This is a genomic window from Devosia sp. (assembly GCF_017744655.1).
Taxonomy (GTDB): domain Bacteria; phylum Pseudomonadota; class Alphaproteobacteria; order Rhizobiales; family Devosiaceae; genus Devosia.
In genome coordinates, this window is the sequence record NZ_JAGIAW010000004.1 from 165,298 (window position 1) to 183,064 (window position 17,767).

The 17,767-nt window shown below is 61.4% G+C and carries 17 protein-coding genes; 10 read left to right on the forward strand and 7 right to left on the reverse strand.

The window, feature by feature from the left end; all coding sequences use genetic code 11:
- Window positions 1-110: 110 nt before the first annotated feature.
- Window positions 111-1,628 carry a threonine ammonia-lyase, biosynthetic gene (gene ilvA, locus J7557_RS10105; protein WP_291419921.1) on the reverse strand — a complete coding sequence of 506 codons (1,518 nt, stop codon included), beginning with the start codon at window positions 1,626-1,628 and terminating at the stop codon, window positions 111-113.
- A gap of 174 nt (window positions 1,629-1,802) precedes the next feature.
- On the opposite strand from ilvA, the gene J7557_RS10110 reads away from it, so the two are divergent.
- Window positions 1,803-2,414 carry a TetR/AcrR family transcriptional regulator gene (locus J7557_RS10110; RefSeq protein ID WP_291419923.1) on the forward strand — a complete coding sequence of 204 codons (612 nt, stop codon included), beginning with the start codon at window positions 1,803-1,805 and terminating at the stop codon, window positions 2,412-2,414.
- 5 nt (window positions 2,415-2,419) lie between these two features.
- Complete coding sequence (locus tag J7557_RS10115) at window positions 2,420-3,907, forward strand: DHA2 family efflux MFS transporter permease subunit (RefSeq protein ID WP_291419925.1); 1,488 nt, start codon at window positions 2,420-2,422, stop codon at window positions 3,905-3,907.
- A 31-nt stretch (window positions 3,908-3,938) separates the two neighbouring features.
- Here the strand turns inward: J7557_RS10115 and J7557_RS10120 are convergent, their stop codons facing one another.
- Entirely contained in the window at window positions 3,939-4,724 is a 786-nt protein-coding gene (locus J7557_RS10120; protein WP_291419927.1) for a sulfite exporter TauE/SafE family protein, read from the reverse strand.
- An 87-nt stretch (window positions 4,725-4,811) separates the two neighbouring features.
- A complete protein-coding gene (gene argB / locus J7557_RS10125; RefSeq protein ID WP_291419929.1) occupies window positions 4,812-5,714 on the reverse strand; it encodes an acetylglutamate kinase in 903 nt (300 codons plus the stop codon).
- 188 nt (window positions 5,715-5,902) lie between these two features.
- On the opposite strand from argB, the gene J7557_RS10130 reads away from it, so the two are divergent.
- The 6 genes from J7557_RS10130 (at window position 5,903) to J7557_RS10155 (ending at window position 11,384) form a co-directional block, all read left to right on the forward strand.
- Window positions 5,903-6,454, forward strand: a complete 552-nt coding sequence (locus tag J7557_RS10130) for a sigma-70 family RNA polymerase sigma factor (protein WP_291419931.1) — start codon at window positions 5,903-5,905, stop codon at window positions 6,452-6,454.
- Entirely contained in the window at window positions 6,451-7,152 is a 702-nt protein-coding gene (locus tag J7557_RS10135; RefSeq protein WP_291419933.1) for an anti-sigma factor, read from the forward strand. Before J7557_RS10130 ends, J7557_RS10135 begins: the two co-directional genes overlap by 4 nt.
- A gap of 234 nt (window positions 7,153-7,386) precedes the next feature.
- Entirely contained in the window at window positions 7,387-7,950 is a 564-nt protein-coding gene (locus J7557_RS10140) for a fasciclin domain-containing protein (protein WP_291419935.1), read from the forward strand.
- Window positions 7,951-8,073: 123 nt separating this feature from the next.
- The gene (gene msrB, locus J7557_RS10145) at window positions 8,074-8,568 is read left to right on the forward strand and encodes a peptide-methionine (R)-S-oxide reductase MsrB (protein ID WP_291419937.1); all 495 of its coding nucleotides are present in this window, start codon (window positions 8,074-8,076) and stop codon (window positions 8,566-8,568) included.
- An 86-nt stretch (window positions 8,569-8,654) separates the two neighbouring features.
- Window positions 8,655-9,368 carry a gamma-glutamyl-gamma-aminobutyrate hydrolase family protein gene (locus J7557_RS10150; protein WP_291419939.1) on the forward strand — a complete coding sequence of 238 codons (714 nt, stop codon included), beginning with the start codon at window positions 8,655-8,657 and terminating at the stop codon, window positions 9,366-9,368.
- Between the two features lie 75 nt (window positions 9,369-9,443).
- A complete protein-coding gene (locus J7557_RS10155) occupies window positions 9,444-11,384 on the forward strand; it encodes a methyl-accepting chemotaxis protein (RefSeq protein ID WP_291419941.1) in 1,941 nt (646 codons plus the stop codon).
- A gap of 48 nt (window positions 11,385-11,432) precedes the next feature.
- Here the strand turns inward: J7557_RS10155 and yihA are convergent, their stop codons facing one another.
- The 4 genes from yihA to rpmH all read right to left on the reverse strand — a co-directional run bounded on the left by yihA (window position 11,433) and on the right by rpmH (window position 14,560).
- Entirely contained in the window at window positions 11,433-12,086 is a 654-nt protein-coding gene (gene yihA / locus J7557_RS10160) for a ribosome biogenesis GTP-binding protein YihA/YsxC (protein ID WP_291419943.1), read from the reverse strand.
- A 71-nt stretch (window positions 12,087-12,157) separates the two neighbouring features.
- The gene (gene yidC, locus J7557_RS10165) at window positions 12,158-13,996 is read right to left on the reverse strand and encodes a membrane protein insertase YidC (RefSeq protein ID WP_291419945.1); all 1,839 of its coding nucleotides are present in this window, start codon (window positions 13,994-13,996) and stop codon (window positions 12,158-12,160) included.
- Entirely contained in the window at window positions 13,993-14,412 is a 420-nt protein-coding gene (gene rnpA / locus J7557_RS10170) for a ribonuclease P protein component (protein ID WP_291419946.1), read from the reverse strand. The genes yidC and rnpA overlap by 4 nt, the downstream gene beginning before the upstream one ends.
- Window positions 14,413-14,425: 13 nt before the next feature.
- A complete protein-coding gene (rpmH, locus tag J7557_RS10175; protein ID WP_035077916.1) occupies window positions 14,426-14,560 on the reverse strand; it encodes a 50S ribosomal protein L34 in 135 nt (44 codons plus the stop codon).
- A 229-nt stretch (window positions 14,561-14,789) separates the two neighbouring features.
- Between rpmH and J7557_RS10180 the strand changes: the two genes are divergently transcribed.
- Window positions 14,790-16,178 (forward strand): FAD-dependent oxidoreductase, encoded by a 1,389-nt coding sequence (locus tag J7557_RS10180; protein WP_291419947.1) that lies wholly within the window; start codon window positions 14,790-14,792, stop codon window positions 16,176-16,178.
- Between the two features lie 48 nt (window positions 16,179-16,226).
- Window positions 16,227-17,654, forward strand: coding sequence for a HAMP domain-containing sensor histidine kinase (locus J7557_RS10185; protein ID WP_291419948.1), 1,428 nt, complete (start codon window positions 16,227-16,229; stop codon window positions 17,652-17,654).
- Window positions 17,655-17,767: the final 113 nt, after the last annotated feature.

A 17,767-nucleotide genomic window follows, 5' to 3' on the forward strand; every position in this document is an offset into this window, starting at 1 on the left:
TGATTGCCCCTTGGGCAGTGAATTGCAGTCGATGTGCGGCAGAATTGCGTCAACGCTTATAGTGACGCTTTATTTCGCCTGCATGTCGAACTCAGCCTAAGGAAAACGGTTCAATTTGTTTCAAGAAATTGCCGATAGGCCGGATTTTCCGTTTCGTTCCAATAGGGAAAGCCGATGGCGTCGATATGGGCGTAAAAGTCAGCGCGCGTGTCGATGGGCACCTCTACACCAACGAGCACCCTGCCATAATCCGAACCATGATTGCGGTAGTGGAAAAGGGAAATATTCCAGGCGTCATTGAGCCCTTCGAGGAAGGTCAGGAGAGCGCCGGGCCGTTCGGGGAACTGGAAGCGGAACAACATTTCATCAGTTAGGCCCGCGACGCGCCCACCCACCATGTAGCGCACATGCAGCTTTGCGACCTCGTTGTCGGTCATGTCGGTGACGCCGAGACCATTGGCGGTGAGGAGATCGATGATCTCGCGCTTTTCCTTGTCGCCCTGCGAGAGTTTGACGCCGACAAAGATGTGGGCGGCGCTGGCATGGGCATAGCGATAGTTGAATTCGGTGATGGCGCGGCGGCCGAGGAGGCGCATGAAGGCGCGATAGCTGCCCGGCGCTTCGGGGATGGTCACTGCCAACAGTGCCTCAGCCCGTTCGCCGATTTCGGCGCGTTCGGAGACATAGCGCAGCCGGTCAAAATTGACATTGGCGCCGGAATTGATGGCGATCAGCGCGCCCTTGGGTGCCGCACCCATCTCGATATGACGGCGGAGGCCCGCGAGGGCCAATGCGCCGGCCGGTTCGGCAATGGCGCGCATGTCGTCGAAGATATCCTTGATGGCAGCGCAGATCTCGTCATTGCTGACGGTGATGATATCATCGAGCAGGTCGCGGCAGAGCCGGAACGTCTCGTCGCCCACCTGACGCACGGCGACGCCATCGGCAAAGAGTCCGACTTCGTTGAGCGTCACCGGCCCACCAGCCGCGATCGCCGCCTTCATGCTGGCCGCTTCTTCGGGCTCGACGCCGATCACCTTGATCTCGGGCCGCAGGAATTTGACGAAGGCGGCAATACCCGCCGCGAGGCCACCTCCGCCGATGGGCACATAGATGGCGCCGATTTCGCCCGGATGCTGGCGCAGCAGTTCCATGCCGATCGTGCCCTGGCCGGCAATGACATCGGGATCATCGAAGGGATGCACGAACACATAGCCATGCCGCTCCGCCAGACCCGAAGCATGGGCCCGCGCCGCGTCAAAACCATCGCCGAACAGCACGACCTCGCCACCGAGACGGCGCACCGCATCGACCTTGATCCCCGGTGTCGTCGTCGGCATGACGATGATCGAGCGTACCCCGAGCCGCGTTGCTGACAGCGCCACGCCCTGTGCGTGATTGCCGGCCGAGGCACAGATCACGCCGCGCGCCCGCTCTTCCGCCGTCAGCTGGCTCATGCGATTATGCGCGCCGCGGATCTTGAATGAAAAGACCGGCTGCAGGTCCTCGCGCTTGAGCAAAATCTCCTGGCCCAACTTGGTCGAGAGCAGGCGCATCGGATCGAGCGCGGTCTCCTCTGCAACCTCGTAAACCGCTGAAGTCAGGATTTTTCGCACATAGTCGGTCATGGCACGGCCTTCCAGAATATGGGGGTGATGGACGCCTGCTGACAGCAAATGTCAACGGCCGGTCATAGCAATGCTGCATGCATTTCCGGCATGGCACATTTTCTCAATCAAATGATTGATTGATGATTTTGCCGGGTGTATTGAAGCGCCGTCCAATCAAATCCCGAACCTCCCATGTGTCCCGAACAGGCCCATATACCTAGGCGCGAAAGCGGTGATGAGCGGCGCATTGCCATTGCGCATGCCGCCCGTGCCCTCATCATTGAAAAGGGCCTTGAAGGGCTGCGCACGCGCGATATTGCCGAGCGCGTCGGCATCAATATCGCCACGCTCCACTATCATGTGCCGAGCAAGGAAGCGCTGGTGGCGCTCGTCGCCGCGTCCCTCCGCGACGATTTCAAGGCTCAGGCCCTGCGCCATCCCAAGGAAGGCCTTGATGCCGGCGCACAGCTCCGCCAGGAGTTCAACGAATTCCGCGAAATCGTCGCTGAAATGCCGGAGCTGATCGGGGTTCTCAGCGAACTGGTCGATCTCTCCCGCCGCGATCCCACCATCGCCGAAATCATCCTGCCCATGCAGGCATATTGGACCGGCCAGTTCACCAAAATCTTCCGCACCGGCATCGAGGATGGCTCCTTCCGGCCCGACATCGATCCGGCCGGCGCTGCTATCATCGTCACCGCCGCTCTATCCGATTGCTGGCGTCCCCATCGCCGCCCTTCGCTCGAACCGGTCATTGCCGAGCTCGAGCGCGCCTTTTTCCTCCCCGTTTCCAATCAAGGCTAGAACCCATGTCTTCTCCTCACGCCCATGCGGCTGACGCACCACCCGATCCGCGCCGCTGGATCGGCCTTTTCGTGCTGCTGATCGCCAATTTCATGAATCTGATCGACGTCACCATCGTCAACGTCGCTCTCCCTTCCATGCGCGAAAACCTCGGCGCCACCGACAACCAGATCGAATGGGTCGTCGCCGCCTATGTCCTTGCCTTCGCACTTGGTTTGCTGCCCTTCGGCCGCCTCGGAGACATTTTGGGCCGCACCCGCCTCTTTCTCTGGGGCGTTGCTGCCTTCACCGCCGCCTCGGCGCTTTGCGGCATGTCCTCTTCGATCGAAATGCTGATCGTCGCCCGCATCATCCAGGGTCTCGCCGGCGCCATGATGACCCCGCAGGTCCTCGCTATCGCCACGGTTACCTTCCCGCCACATGAGCGCGGCCAGGCCTTCTCGCTCTTCGGCCTCACCGCCGGCCTTGCCTCGGTCTGCGGCCCGATTCTTGGCGGCCTTCTCATCGAAGCCCACATCTTCGGCTTGGATTGGGAGCCGATCTTCCTCGTCAACGTGCCGGTCGGCATTGCTGCCGTGGTCGCCGGCTGGTTCCTCATTCCGCGCCTGCCGGGCCATCCGGACCTCAAGAACGATTTTATCGGCATCGGCCTTTTCGGCCTCGGCATTGTCGCAGTGGTCTTCCCCATCGTCGAAGGCCGCGCCTATGGCTGGCCACTCTGGGCCTTTGGGCTCATTGCTGCGGGTCTCGTGCTGATCGGTCTCTTCGTCCTCTGGACCAAGCGCCGCGCCGATGCGGGTCTGCCGCAGCTCCTCAACTATGACCTCTTGAAGAACCGCGACTTCATGTTCGGCGCCTTTGTGGTCACCATCTATGCCTCGGGCATTCCGGGCATGTTCATGATCATCTCGTTGCTGCTGCAGAGCGGCTTCGGCATGACGCCGCTGCAATCGGGGCTCACCAATACGCCCTTCTCGGTGGGCGTGCTGATCGCTTCGCTGATCGCCGGTCGCTTCGGTTCCAACTATCTGCGGGCCCGCCTCGGCGCTGCCGGCCTGATGCTGGCCGGCGGTATCGGCTCGCTGCATCTCATCATCGGCGCAGCCGGCGATACCATCAATAGCTGGAGCTTCTTCGTGCCGCTGCTGATCGCCGGTATCGGCCTTGGCACCGGGTTCTCCTCGCTTTTCCAGCTCGTCCTGCGCAATGTGCCGCCGCGCGATGCCGGTGCGGGTTCGGGCGCCCTCCAGGCCTTCCAGCAGGTGGGCGGCGCGCTCGGCGTGGCGCTGATCGGCGAAATCTTCTTCACCCATCTCAGCGGCGCCTTTACCGGTGGCAGCGCGGCCACGGCAGCCTTTGCCGAGTCTGCCTCGCTGGCACTCTGGTACCAGGTGGTGAGTTTCGGCCTTATCTTCTTCCTCGCCTTCGCCTTCAAGCCTTCGGGCGGACAGAAGCCGGGCGGCGCACCGCAGCCGGTGCTGGTGGAAGCCTAACAGGAAGGGCCGCGCAATGCGCGGCCCTTTTTTATGCTGCCTTGAACAGCAGTTCCCAGGTTTGGTAGCCGGCAAGGGCAATCACCAGGGTGCCCACCAGCAGCATCAGCCGCTTTGCCGGCAGGATGCGCACGACGAAACCGGCGAGGGGCGCCGCCAATATGCCGCCGGCCACGAGCCCGGCGACGGACCACAGGTGCTGGTCGATCCCCTCGGCGTCCGCCCAGTGCCCGGTCAGCAGCGCCGTGATGAAGGCGACTGAGACGGCCGTCGTCACAAAGAATTCCACCGTATTGACCGTGCCAACCACGTAGCGCGGCGCGCCGCCCGAACCGATGAGGCTCGAGGTCACGATCGGCCCCCAGCCGCCGCCACCGGCCGCGTCGACAAAGCCGCCTGCGACGCCAAGCGGCAGCACGATCTGCGTCTTGGGCTCATGATAGGGCCCGCGGGCCCGAAACGCCCGATAGAGAATGTAGACACCCAAAAGCCCCAGATAGACCGTGACAAAGGGGCGGAGCATGGCGCCGTCTATGGCGGTCAGCACATAGGTGCCGAGCACGCCGCCGACGATCCCGGCCGGCGCCAGACGCCAGAACAGGCGCCAATTGACGTTGTGGTTGCGGACATGGCTCGTGGCCGAAGCTGCGGTGGTGAACATTTCGGCCGCGTGAACGCTGGCCGAGGCGGCAGCCGGCGGCACGCCGAAGGAGAGCAGCATCGTCGAGCTGACAACGCCATAGGCCATGCCCAGGGCGCCGTCGACGATCTGGGCGAGAAAGCCCACCACGAGGAAAATGAAGAACTCAGAGCCCAAGACGCCTCCACAGTCTAGAACACAAAGGGCCGAAACACCGTTCGTCGTGAACGGGTTCCGGCCCTGAGACAGAGTAGTGCGCCGGGGTCAGCGGACGATCAGTGTGCCGGCACCGAATTCGGTGAAGAGTTCCACCAGCACCACATGCGGCTGCTTGCCGTTGAGAATGACGACGCCTTCGACGCCGCTGTCGAGAGCTTCGAGGCAGGTTTCGACCTTGGGGATCATGCCGCCCGAAATCGTGCCATCGGCAATCAGTGCCTTGGCATCGGAGACGCTCAGCTCGGGAATAAGCTTGCCGTTCTTGTCGAGCACGCCCGGCACGTCGGTGAGGAACAGCAGGCGCTTGGCGCCGAGCGAGCCGGCAATGGCGCCGGCAAAGGTATCGGCATTGATATTGTACGTATTGCCGTCGCGGCCCGGGGCGACCGGAGCGATGACCGGAATCATTTCCGAACGGGCGAGGAGGTCGAGGAGGGTCCGGTCGACTTCGACGGGTTCGCCGACAAAGCCGAGATCGAGCACGCGTTCGATGTTCGAGCCGGGATCCTTGACCTTCTTCTCTGCCTTCTTGGCAAAGACCATGTTGCCGTCCTTGCCGCAAAGACCGATGGCCCATTCGCCTTCGGCATTGATCAGCGCGACGATTTCCTTGTTGATCGAGCCGGCGAGGACCATCTCGACCACTTCCATGGTCCGCGCGTCGGTAACGCGAAGGCCGCCTTCGAACTTGGATTCGATGCCGAGGTTTTTCAGCATCGAGGCAATCTGTGGCCCGCCGCCATGCACGACGATCGGGTTGACCTTGGATTGCTTCAGAAGCGCGATATCGCGGGCAAAGGCCTGGCCGAGCTTGAGATCGCCCATGGCATGGCCGCCGTATTTCACGACGACGGTCTTGCCTTCGTAGCGCTGCATATAGGGCAGGGCCTGGGCGAGGATGCCGGCATCGTGGCTGAAGCGGTCGGTCGTCGTTTCTTGGTCAGACATGGGCGGTGTGGTTTCCTCAAGAAGACCTGCGAACGGGCCAAGGGTCTAGTGCATTTTGGACTGGGTTTAAATCATCCTGAACGACAAAATCATGGCCATTGATCCATTTCTCCCCGATTTGCGTTGCAAGAGTGGCAGGCAAGTTCAAGTATGCATGCCTGAGGGGGCCGGGAGGCATATCCAAACACATGTCAACGCAAGCTGATGTCGGCGCCATTGCGGACCTGATCGCCCGTTGCGCCCTGCGAGACAGGGCCGCATTTCGGCAGCTTTACGAGCGCACCAGCGCGAAACTTTTCGGCGTGGCCCTGCGTATCTTGAAGGACAGAGCCGAAACCGAGGAAGCGATACAGGAAATCTACGTCAAGATCTGGCAAAAGGCCGACCGTTATGTGGCCGGTCAGTACAGCCCGATCAGCTGGCTTGTGGCCGTTGCCCGCAATCATGCACTCGACAAGGTGCGGGTCAAACGACCGGTCAGCGAAGACATCGATACCGCCCTCGATATCGCCGATATGGGTCCCAGTCCCGAGCGACAGGTAGAGCAGTCCGAAGACAGCGCGCGCATTGCGCATTGCCTCGGTACGCTTGAGCCCGATCGCGCCGAGGCAGTGCGGGGCGCTTATCTCGATGGTTTCAGCTACGAAGAATTGGCCCAACGCCATGCCGTGCCGCTCAACACGATGCGGACATGGCTACGCCGGAGCCTGGCCAAGTTGAAAGATTGCCTGACGTCATGAGCGACCAAGATAAACAAGAGAAAGACGGAAACCGCGCATTGGTGGCGGAATACGTCCTTGGCCTGCTCGACGTGCAAACGCATGAAGCTGTGGGCAAGCGTATTGCCGGCGACACGGCCTTGCAGCGCGAGCATGATTTTTGGGCCAACCATTTTTCCGGTCTCGACGATCAGTTTGAGCCCGTCGCCCCACCCGCTCATATCCTGCCGAAAATCGAGTCCAGACTTTTCGGAACGGAGAAGCGCGCGTCCTGGTGGGATAGCCTGGCTCTCTGGCGCTCGGTCGCGGCAGGCGCGCTTGCTGTTGCGGTGGCCGCTGTCGGCTTTTCGGTCATGCAGCCGAGCCCTGATTCTTCGGCTCTTGCGACCCAGCTTGTGGCGGCGCTTCAGGCCGAAGGCAGCGATGTACAATTCCTCGCACTTTACGATGGTACAGGTGCTGTGCGACTGACGGCACTCTCGGGCGAGACCATGCCAAATAATGACTATGAACTCTGGGCTATCCAGGGCGGTGGATCACCTATCTCCATGGGCGTGGTGCCGATCAATGCGCGCAGCACGGTTGAACTCTCGGACACTGTGCGCGCCGGCTGGGGCGAAGGCTCCGTTCTTGCGGTCACCCTCGAACCCAAGGGCGGTGCTCCTGCGGGTGTTCCCACGGGCCCGGTTGTGGCCCAGGGCGCTGTTACCAAGATCTAGCCAACAAGTCTGCTTTTCATAATCGGTGCGCTGGCCAAGGCCGGCGCACCTTTATTTTTGCGGGTTCTCATGTGCGCCGGACAGTGCCGCTCGCGTACGAAACTGACCCGAAAAAGTTTCAGCTTTTTTCTCGAGAAAACGCTGAACCAGCAAAAACTGCAGCTGAAATCCGTCCGTTCTTACTCATGTCCCGACACTGATCGGGAACAGAATTAAACAGGAAGGAACTCTCAAATGAACATTTCCCTGCGCGCTGTATCCGTCGCCGCCATTCTGTCCTTTGGTGCCCTGACCGGCTCCGTATTTGCCCAGGACAATCCGATGGTTGGCGGCGCTGCCATGTTTGCCGACAAGAACATCGTTGAGAATGCCGTCAATTCCGCCGATCACACGACGCTGGTTGCCGCCGTCAAGGCAGCTGGCCTTGTCGACACCCTTTCCGGCCCTGGCCCGTTCACTGTCCTTGCCCCGACCAATGAAGCTTTCGCCGCCCTGCCCGCCGGTACCGTCGAAAACCTCTTGAAGCCGGAAAACAAGGATATGCTGACCAAGATCCTGACGTGCCATGTCATCGCGGCCAAGGCGCTGTCGACCGACATCGTCAGCATGGTTGAAGCCGATGGCGGCGAACATGTCGCTGACACCGTCGGTGGCTGCAAGCTCACCCTCAAGGCTGCTGACGGCAAGGTGACCATTACCGACGAAAACGGCACTGTCGCCAATGTCACCATTGCCGACGTGATCCAGTCCAACGGCGTCATCCATGTCATCGACGCGGTGTTGACCCCGAAGATGTAACCTTCTTCGGCATCCCGCCGAATGAGGTCATGAGGCTCCGCTTCCCCCCGGGCGGGGCCTCTCGCATTCTTGAGGAAAGTTCGATCCGGATTGGTCTATGCTAGGGGCAGGGAGACGATGACAATGCAGCTCACACGACGCGCAGTTCTCTTGGGTAGTTCGGCCGTGGCCGCCCTCTCGGTCTTTTCGCTCTGGCGCTCGACAAGCCAGCCGCGGGCAGCCGAGGGCGATTTTCCGTTCAAGCTCAGCGATGAGGAATGGAAGGCTAAGCTCGATCCGGCCGCCTACAATGTCCTTCGCCACGAAGACACCGAACGCCCCTTCACCTCGCCGCTCAATGACGAGCACAGGGTCGGCAAATTCCATTGCGCCGGCTGCGACCAGATCCTCTTCGAGTCGGAGAAGAAATTCGACAGCGGCACCGGCTGGCCCAGCTTCTGGGATTTCGTTCCGGGCGCCATCGGCTCGACCGAGGATACAACGCTGGGTATGGTTCGCACCGAAGTGCATTGCAGCAATTGCGGTGGCCACCAGGGGCACGTCTTCAACGATGGTCCGGCCCCCACGGGCCTGCGCTACTGCATCAACGGTGTGTCGCTCAGCTTCGTCGCCGCCTGAAGGCATGGCTGCGTTGAGGCGCATGGTGTTGATCTTCGCCCCTGAACTTCGATAGGTGTGACTGACCTCTCGAGCATCAGATTCACATGCGCCTCACCATCATCCAGACCGGGGAAGTCCCCGAACCGCTTCGCGACAATTTCGGTCCATACCATTCGATGTTCGAGCGCATGTTCGACGCGACCGAAAATGGCTTTAGCTATGAGGTGGTTGATGTCGAAGGGAACAGTCTGTTACCCGATCCCTCACGCATAGAGGGGATCGTCATCACCGGTTCGCCGGCCGGCGTCTACGAGGATCACGACTGGCTGCCGCCCCTGCGCGAGTTCATTCGTCGCGCCTATTCGGCCAAAACCCCCATGCTCGGCGTCTGCTTCGGTCACCAGATCATGGCCGATGCGCTGGGCGGAGACGTCCGGAAATCCGAGAAAGGCTGGGGTCTCGGCCGTCACGCCTACCGCGTCGCCGGCCGCCCCGATTTCATGGCCGATGCGCCGGAAACACTGGCGATAGCCTGCTCGCATCAGGATCAGGTCATCGTACCGCCCGCCGAAGCCGAGGTGATCCTTGCCTCTGACTTCACGCCCAATGCCGGGCTTTTCTATAAGTCCGGCAAGGCTTTAAGCTTCCAGCCGCATCCAGAATTCCTCGACGACTACGCCATGGCGCTGGTAGAACTGCGCCGCGGCCGCGCGCCCGAAGAGGTTGTCGAGCAGGGCGTAGCCTCTTTTGCGCAAAACTCTGACAGCGCTCGGATGGCCGACTATATCGGCAAGTTCTTTCGCGGAAACACCGCGTAACCCGCGGGAATCAAGGCGGCATTAACCAAGATCGGCGAGGCTGTGGGCAATAAATCCTGCCCCAGGACTCACAAAATGTTCCGCTTCAGCCGGTTCTCGATCACCAAAAAACTTGTCATCGTCTTTCTCGGTTTCGGTGTCGTGGTCGCGGCACTCGGCGGCCTCGCGCTGCTGGCCGCGAAATCCCTCGGGGATCGCGGCAACGAGGTCGGGGCGCTGCTCTCGCCGCACGTCAAGGCGGCGATGGAGATCAAGCTCAACGCGACCACAGCCCATCTCTATTTCGAAGAAATCATGATGGGCGATGCCAGCGAAGATGTCACCAATGTCTGGGCTCACCTCGACGCGGCCAAGGCCTATCTCGCTGCTATTCAGAACGGCGACGATATTGAGGGTGCGGTCTATTTTGCCTCCGAAAATCCCAGCGTACAGGCGGCAGGCCCTAAGGTCTTGCAGGCGCTTACTGATTTCCGCGCCGCGGCCGAACAGCGCTATGCCAATCTCGGCAAGGGCGACGAAGGCGCCGGTTCTGCCGCAGATGCGGCGTTCGACGCCGCTTATGACAGCGTCATCGTCGAGGCGACGGCGCTCGAGAAATCGGTCTTTGACGACATGCAGCAGGGCCTGACGCGGCTAACCGGCGCACAGAGCTTTGCCATCATCACGCTGATCCTTGCCGGCATTGGCGCCGCCTCCGGTTGTTTCACCGTGTTCCTGTTCTTCCGCAAGGTCGTCTCGGCGCGGCTGGATCAGCTCGTGAAGATCACCGGCGAACTGGCCAAGGGCAATACCGAAGTCGATGTTCCGGCCCAGAAGGTGCAGGACGAGTTGACCGTTATGTTCGATGCCTTCACCAGCTTCCGCGGCGCGCTGGTTGAGCAGGCGGCCCTGGAGAACGCCGACAAGCAGCGCAATGCCGAAAGTGGCCAGCGCCGTCGCGCTTCAGATAGGCTGACCGACGATCTCAAGGACACGATCCACGCCGTGATGGCCGGTCAGTTGAGTCGTCGCGTTGCGGCCGATTATTCGCAGGACGAACTCAAGAGCCTCGCGGGCGAAGTCAACGCCTTGCTCGACGCGGTCGACAAAGGCCTTACCGGGACGGGGCGTGTGCTTTCGGCTCTGGCCAAAGCCGATCTCAGCCAGCGCGTGAGCGGAAAATTCCAGGGTGCCTTTGCCGAGCTGCAAGACAATACCAATGCCGTGGCGGACCGGCTGACCGAGGTCATGGGCCGCCTGCAAGAGACCTCGCATCGTCTCAAGACGGCGACCGGAGAAATCCTTGCGGGCTCCAATGATCTCGCTGAACGCACCAGCCGTCAGGCGGCCATGGTGCAGCAAACGACATCAACAGTGTCGGGCCTCTCCAGCACCGTGACTGAAAACGCCAAGCGTGCCCAGGAAGCCGATCGTTCGGTTGGCAATGCCTCGCGCATCGCCGTCGAAAGCGGGTCGGCCATGGATGCGGCCAACAAGGCGATGGAGCAGATCTCGACCTCGTCCGCGAAGATCTCAAGCATCATCGGCATGATCGACGACATCGCCTTCCAGACCAACCTTTTAGCGCTCAACGCCTCGGTGGAAGCAGCGCGCGCAGGTGAGGCCGGCAAGGGCTTTGCCGTGGTCGCGGTGGAAGTGCGGCGCCTGGCGCAGTCGGCGGCGGAAGCCTCGGCTGAGATCAAGCAGCTCATCGAGATTTCGGCCGGTGAGGTGCAGGCCGGTACGCAGGTGGTGATGCAGATCGCCGAGCAGATTTCGACGCTCAACCTCTCGGTGCGCGAGAGTGCCAAGCTCATTGGCGAGATTGCCGAGGCCAGCCGTTCGCAGGCTGTCGCCATCGGGGAAGTCAGCACCGCAGTGCGGCAGATGGATGAAATCACCCAGCACAATGCGGCACTCGTGGAAGAAACCAATGCTGCCATCGAGCAGACGGAAAATCAGGCTGCCGAACTCGACGAAATCGTCGCTGTGTTCGAACTGGGCAATGCCCGGGTTGCGGCGCGCTACGCCGCTTAATCAGACAAGAAAGACGAGAAAGGCGCATCCTGCGGGATGCGCCTTTTCTTATGCGCCGCTGCTTTCGAGCAGCATGGCGATTTCGGTTCGGAGATCCTTGATTCCAGTGCCCTTCTCGCTCGATGTGAGGAGAACATGCGGGTGCGCAGCGGGGCGCTTGGCGATGCTCCAGCGGGTCGCCGCAAGTGCCTTTTCGACATCTTCCGAATTGGGCTTGTCGGCCTTGGTCAAGACGACCTGATAACTCACGGCCGCGTGGTCCAGCTCGTTCATGACGCTGACGTCATTGTCCTTGGGGCCATGGCGGCTGTCGATGAGGACGTAGACGCGGCGGAGGGTAGCGCGGCCCACCAGGTACTGGTGCACCAGCTTGGTCCAGGCCTTCACCTTCGGCTCCGGCGCCTTGGCATAGCCATAGCCGGGCATGTCGACGATGCGCAGGTTTTCGCTCTGGCTCTCGAAGATATTGAGTTCCTGGGTGCGGCCCGGCGTGTTGGACGTACGCGCCAGATTGGACGTGCCGCAGAGCGCGTTGATCAGGCTCGATTTGCCGACATTGGAGCGGCCGGCAAAGGCGATTTCGACGCGATCCATCGGCGGCAGGTCGGCAAGGCTGACGCAGCCCTTGGTGAAGACGATGGGGCGCGCAAACATCAGGCGGCCGCGTTCGATGAGGTCGGTTGGATAATTGATTTCGGTCATGCGGTGCTCGGCCTCAAAGACTGGGGCCCGCTGGATTTTCCAGCGGGCCCCGAATGGTGCGGGAATGTCGGTTAGCTCTTTGAATTTTCTGCTGGCTTGGGCTTCCTGCGGAAGGTGTCCAGGATATTGCCGAAGAGGTTCACCTCGGCGCCGTGGCGCTTCATGATCACCCACTGCTGGGTTACCGAGAGCGTATTGTTCCAGGCCCAGTAGATCACGAGACCGGCGGGGAAAGCGCCGAGCATGAAGGTGAAGATGATCGGCATCCAGTTGAAGATCATCGCCTGGGTCGGATCCGGCGGCGGCGGGTTGAGCTTCATCTGCACCCACATGGTGATGCCCATGATCACCGGCCAGATGCCGAGATGCAGGAACGAACCGATGAGCGGCAGGGTCGTGGGATTCCACGGGATTAGGCCGAACAGGGTGAAGATATTGGTCGGATCGGGCGCGGCAAGATCCTGAATCCAGCCAAAGAACGGCGCATGGCGCATCTCGATGGAGATGAAGATAACCGTATAGAGCGCGAAGAAGACCGGGATCTGGATAAGGATCGGCCAGCAACCCGAGAGCGGATTGATCTTTTCCTTCTTGTATAGCTCCATCATGGCCTGCTGCTGGGCCGGACGGTCGTCCTTGAGGCGTTCCTGGATAGCCTTCATTTCCGGCTGCACGCGGCGCATGGCGGCCATGGACGCGTAGGAGCGGTTGGCAAGCGGGAAGAAGATCGCCTTGACGATAACGGTCACGGCGAGAACCGCGAGGCCGAAATTGCCCAGGAGGCCATAGAGCGTCACCAGAAGCCAGTGCATCGGCTTGGTGAGGAAGTGGAACCAGCCCCAGTCGATCAGGAGTTCGAGACGGTCAAAGCCGTGCTCGGTTTGGTAGGCGGTGATGACGCGGTCTTCCTTGGCGCCGGCAAAGACGAAGCTTTCGACGCTCGCCGTGCCGCCGGCCGGAACGATGACCGGCTGGGTTTCGACATAATTGGTCTGGTAGATCGGCGTCGTGCCCTGGCTCGTATAGGCGAAGCGGGCATTGATGCTGGCTTCGGGCTTGGGCAGCACGGCGGTCGCCCAATATTTGTCGGCAATGCCGAGCCAGCCGCTGGTCGAGGGGAAATCGACCTGACGCTCGTTCTGGAGGTCGTGATACTTGCGCGCAACATAGTTGTTGGAGCCGAGAACGCCGATCGGGCCTTCATGCTGGATGAAGAAATTCTGGACCGGCGGGGTGCCCTGGCGAACGACGCGGGCATAGGGGAAGAGGGCCACATCGCCCGAACCGGTATTTTCCACGGTCTGGGTGATGGTGAAGAGATAGTGCTCGTCGAGCGCAATGGTGCGGCGGAAGATCAGGCCCTGGCCATTGTCGTAGCGCAGCGTCACCGGGGTGGCGGCGGTCAGGGTCGTCGCGTCGCCTTCAAGCGTCCAGACCGAATTGGCATCGGGCAGGGCGATGGTGGCGCCGGCGGCTGGAGCCCAGCCGTGTTCGACATAGTAGCCACCCGGAGCGCCCGAGGGACTCAGAAGCGTGATGATCGGCGAATTGGGGTCGACCGTTTCGCGGTATTTTTCGAGACGCAGGTCGTCGATACGAGCGCCGGTCAGGTTGATCGAGCCGGCGAGATCCTCGGTGTCGATGGCGACGCGGTTCGACGCGGCAATGGCAGTGGCACGGTCGGCAAAGGTCTGCGACGAGAGCGGCTGGTCGGTTGCGGCCGCCTGCGTACCATCGGCAGTGGTTGCGGGCACGGCAAGGGCAGCCTGTTCGGCTTGCTGCTGGGCGACGATTTCGTTCTGGCGCTGCTGGCGCTCCAGCTGCGGCCCGGCAACGAAGAACTGCCAGCCGAACAGCACGAGCATGCTCAGCACGACGGCGAGAATCACATTGCGATTATCTAAATTCATGGTGTCGTGTTCCGTGGGCCATGCCCGGCCCCTCTCCGATTATCATCCGCCTTTGTGTCATGCACATTTGTGTCATGGACTTTGGCGATAAGACCGTTGAGGTCTTTGATCATTTTGGCAAACGGGCGGCTCAGGGCCTCGCGCCTTGCCAACAGCACATAGTCATGGCCGGGCAGAAAGTCATCGGCACATGCTGCCGCAGCCGCGCGCAGACGACGCTTCATGCGGTTGCGCTCCGGCGAATTGCCCACCTTCTTGGTGACGGTGAAGCCCACCCCGGGCAATTCGTCTTCGGCGGCAACAACCTGTAGCCCAAACGCAGAGCGCCCGGCGCGATTGCCCCGGGCTGCCCTCAAAAACTGCGAGCGCCGCCGGAGACGGCGCAATGTCGCGACCTTTTGCGCGTCGGCCGTCATCCGGCCAACAGCCTTAGGCCGAGAGCTTCTTGCGGCCGTCGCGACGACGACGGTTCAGAATCGCACGGCCGTCCTTGGTGGCCATACGGGCGCGGAAACCGTGACGACGAGCACGCACGAGCTTGCTGGGCTGATAAGTACGCTTCATGACTTTCAACCGCGCTTAAGCACGGTTCCTCTATTTCTGGCGCATATGCGCATAAACTTGTCCGGCCGACGGGCAGGGCGCGCCAGCTTTGTTCGTGGCGTCTATAGGGAAAAGCATGGGCCAAGTCAACGCGCGATGGGCCTCAAGCTTGTGCTTTCCAGCCTGTTGTCAGGCTCCCTATATGACCGCATAAGTGGACCATTGTTTAGCCCGCCGCGGAATCTGGCTCGTGTCCACATCTCCTGACCTTTGCATAATCGGTGCCGGGACGCTCGGTGTCGATCTGGCCCTTTATGCGCGGCGTCTCGGCGCCAGCGTCGTCCTGGCCGATCGGGACCGACCCGAGCCGGGCGATGCCGTGCAACAGGCGCTACGCATGGCCTCGCTGGTGCAGAGCGCCAAGCGGGCCCAGGACATGCGGCGCGCACCGGAATTGGGCGTGGGTGCCTCCGAGTTCAAGCTTTCCGCCAAGCAGGTGGCAGAGCGGGCCAATCGGCTGGTCGAGAATCGCATCCGAGCGACATCACCAGAAGTTCTTACGGCGCAGGGCGTGACGGTGATGCGGGGCGCGGTCAGTTTCGTCGATGGCCGATCCGTGCTGGTCGGGGACATCACCATCAAGCCGGGCAAGGTTATCATTGCCATCGGTGGGGTGCCCGCTGTTCCCGATATTCCGGGTCTCGGCGATATCGATGCCTTTACCGTGGATTCGATCCTCGAGAACCAGCGTAAGCTGACCCACCTTGTCATCGTCGGTTCGGACGCTGCCGCGGTCGAGCAGGCGCAATTGCAGCGCCGGCTGGGCGCGGCAGTGACGCTAGTGCCACATGGTCCGCTATTGTCCGATTTCGATCCCGAAGCCGTTTCCCTGCTGCTCAGTACCTTTGCCGAAGAAGGCATTTCGGTTCGAACCGGCGCGCAAGTTGTTGCCATCAATCGGCGTTCGCAGGGAATCGGTGTCGAAATCGAGGCTGAAGGCGGCGTTCGTGAAACGCTCGATGCCTCCCATGTGCTGGTATCTGCTGGTCGGAAGGTCGATCTTGATGAACTCGATATTGCCAAAGCACGGTTGAGACCGGGGACCAATGCCTCCCGCACCATTCGGCCTGCCGGCACTGCTGCGGGCCATGAAGAGTGGAATGTCGCGCGGGCACATGGACGCGCTGTGGTCGACGCCTTGCTGGGACGGCGGCGAGGCAATGGCCAATTCCTGGTTCCTCGTCTTGTTGAAACCGAACCGGCGATTGCCCAGATCGGGCCACTGGCTCCGCGTGCAGAAAAAGCTCGCACCGGTGATACGATCCTGCGGGAAAATATGGCTGAAAACGATCGCGCCGCCGCAATGGGCAGCGAGCGCGGGTTGGTCAAGCTGGCGCTTGACGGGAGAGGCCAGATCCAGCGTGCGAGCCTAGTCGATCCCTTCGCTGCGGAGCTTGCGGGAACCCTGGCCCTGGCCATGAACCGCAAGGTGGGGCTTGCCGATCTAGCCGATCTGGCGCTGCCTCGTCCCAGTCTCTTTGAGATTTTTTCCCGCCTCGGGGAGAACTATCTGGCTGCTCAAAACGTATCCACTAAAGGGCAGGGTGGCCGGGCGCTTCGGCGCTGGCTGAGGCTTTAGGTCGAGGGGCTGACGCCCAGGCCTGTCATCTCCTATGATCGAGTCGCGATGACAGACGAATCCAATGTCACACCGGGCCGGTTCTCCGGCCTTTCGAACAAGCTGATTGCCGCCATTATCGCGGTAATTTTGCTCGTTGAGATCATCGTCTATCTCCCCTCTCTCGCCACCTTTCGCGCTTCCTGGCTCGACGATCGCCTGCGCGTAGGCATTGTTGCGGCCCGCGTGCTCGATGCCGTACCCGATGTCATGGCTCTGCCGCGCAATCTGACCGACCGTCTGCTGACCTCGGCCGGGGCGTATGCAATCGTCTATCGCCGCGCCGGGCAGAGCCAGCTTATCGAGCTTGCCGATCCTGTGACGCCCGAACGGGTTGTCACAGCCGACATGCGCCAGCGCGACCTGCCGAGCCTTATCGTCGGTGCGCTCGATACGCTCTTTGCCGGACCCGGACGAACCCTGCGTATCGTGGGCGAAGGTGACCTCGACGAAAGCCTCGTCGAAATTCTCATGCCCGAGCGCCCCCTGCGCAGCGATATGATCGACTATTCGCGCAACATCGTGCTGGCTTCGTTGGGGATCGCAGCCGTCACGGCTTTCGCACTCTACATGCTCGTCAGCCGGCTTTTCATCCTGCCGGTGCAAAGGCTGACCACCAATATCCTGCGTTTCCGCAAGGCGCCGGAGAACGCCACCCTGATTCTGGCGCCGACGCAGCGGGCCGACGAGATCGGCGTTTTGGAGCGCGAACTTGCCGCCATGGAGAGTGAGCTTTTTGCCATGCTGCGCCAGCAGCGGCACCTCGCCGATCTCGGGCTTGCCGTCGCCAAGATCAATCATGACCTCAGAAATACGCTGACTTCGGCGCAATTGCTTTCCGACCAAGTGGCAACGCTTGACGATCCAAAAGTGCAGCGTCTGGCCCCCCGCCTCGTGACGACGCTCGACCGGGCCATCGGTTTTGCCCAATCGGTGCTCGACTATGGTCGCGAAGCCGCCAGCGTACCGCAGCCGACGCAGGTGAGCCTCAAGGCGCTGGTCGACGACGCGGCTTTCGAAGCCCATCTCGTCGGTCATCCCACCGTTGCCTTCTCTGCGTCTGTTCCAGAAGACCTTTTCGTCTATGTCGACGCGGGGCAAATGACGCGTGTTCTCGTTAATCTGCTGAAAAATGCGCGCGAGGCGCTCGAGGCCAGCCAGAAGCCCGGCGAACACCGCATCGATGTGACAGCCGGCGCGGAAGGGGCGGTGGCAACGCTCAGCGTCACCGACAATGGACCAGGACTGCCGCCGCGGGCGCGGGACAATCTTTTCGTTGCCTTTGAAGGCTCCGCCCGCGCTGGCGGCACCGGGTTGGGGCTCGCCATTGCCCGCGAATTGACCGAGGCCAATGGCGGCACGTTGCGCCATGTCGATATGGAAGAGCCGGGCACGCGCTTCACGCTGACCCTGCCAAAAGATATTCACAGCCTTTGAGTGCAAACACAAAAAGCTTTTGTCACACGCTTGCAATGCGGCGAACACCGCTATATGGGTTGCCTCGCTTTCGGACGAGCAATCAGCTCCGCCCCGAAATGCCCGCCGCGACT

Bases quoted from the DNA above. Each gene is read 5' to 3' on its own strand.
- argB (WP_291419929.1), bottom strand. From the start codon at position 5,714: ATGTCTGACCAAGAAACGACGACCGACCGCTTCAGCCACGATGCCGGC.
- J7557_RS10110 (WP_291419923.1), top strand. From the start codon at position 1,803: ATGTGTCCCGAACAGGCCCATATACCTAGGCGCGAAAGCGGTGATGAG.
- ilvA (WP_291419921.1), bottom strand. From the start codon at position 1,628: ATGACCGACTATGTGCGAAAAATCCTGACTTCAGCGGTTTACGAGGTT.
- J7557_RS10115 (WP_291419925.1), top strand. From the start codon at position 2,420: ATGTCTTCTCCTCACGCCCATGCGGCTGACGCACCACCCGATCCGCGC.
- J7557_RS10150 (WP_291419939.1), top strand. From the start codon at position 8,655: ATGCGCCTCACCATCATCCAGACCGGGGAAGTCCCCGAACCGCTTCGC.
- msrB (WP_291419937.1), top strand. From the start codon at position 8,074: ATGCAGCTCACACGACGCGCAGTTCTCTTGGGTAGTTCGGCCGTGGCC.
- J7557_RS10135 (WP_291419933.1), top strand. From the start codon at position 6,451: ATGAGCGACCAAGATAAACAAGAGAAAGACGGAAACCGCGCATTGGTG.
- J7557_RS10185 (WP_291419948.1), top strand. From the start codon at position 16,227: ATGACAGACGAATCCAATGTCACACCGGGCCGGTTCTCCGGCCTTTCG.
- yidC (WP_291419945.1), bottom strand. From the start codon at position 13,996: ATGAATTTAGATAATCGCAATGTGATTCTCGCCGTCGTGCTGAGCATG.
- J7557_RS10130 (WP_291419931.1), top strand. From the start codon at position 5,903: ATGTCAACGCAAGCTGATGTCGGCGCCATTGCGGACCTGATCGCCCGT.
- yihA (WP_291419943.1), bottom strand. From the start codon at position 12,086: ATGACCGAAATCAATTATCCAACCGACCTCATCGAACGCGGCCGCCTG.
- J7557_RS10155 (WP_291419941.1), top strand. From the start codon at position 9,444: ATGTTCCGCTTCAGCCGGTTCTCGATCACCAAAAAACTTGTCATCGTC.
- rnpA (WP_291419946.1), bottom strand. From the start codon at position 14,412: ATGACGGCCGACGCGCAAAAGGTCGCGACATTGCGCCGTCTCCGGCGG.
- J7557_RS10140 (WP_291419935.1), top strand. From the start codon at position 7,387: ATGAACATTTCCCTGCGCGCTGTATCCGTCGCCGCCATTCTGTCCTTT.
- rpmH (WP_035077916.1), bottom strand. From the start codon at position 14,560: ATGAAGCGTACTTATCAGCCCAGCAAGCTCGTGCGTGCTCGTCGTCAC.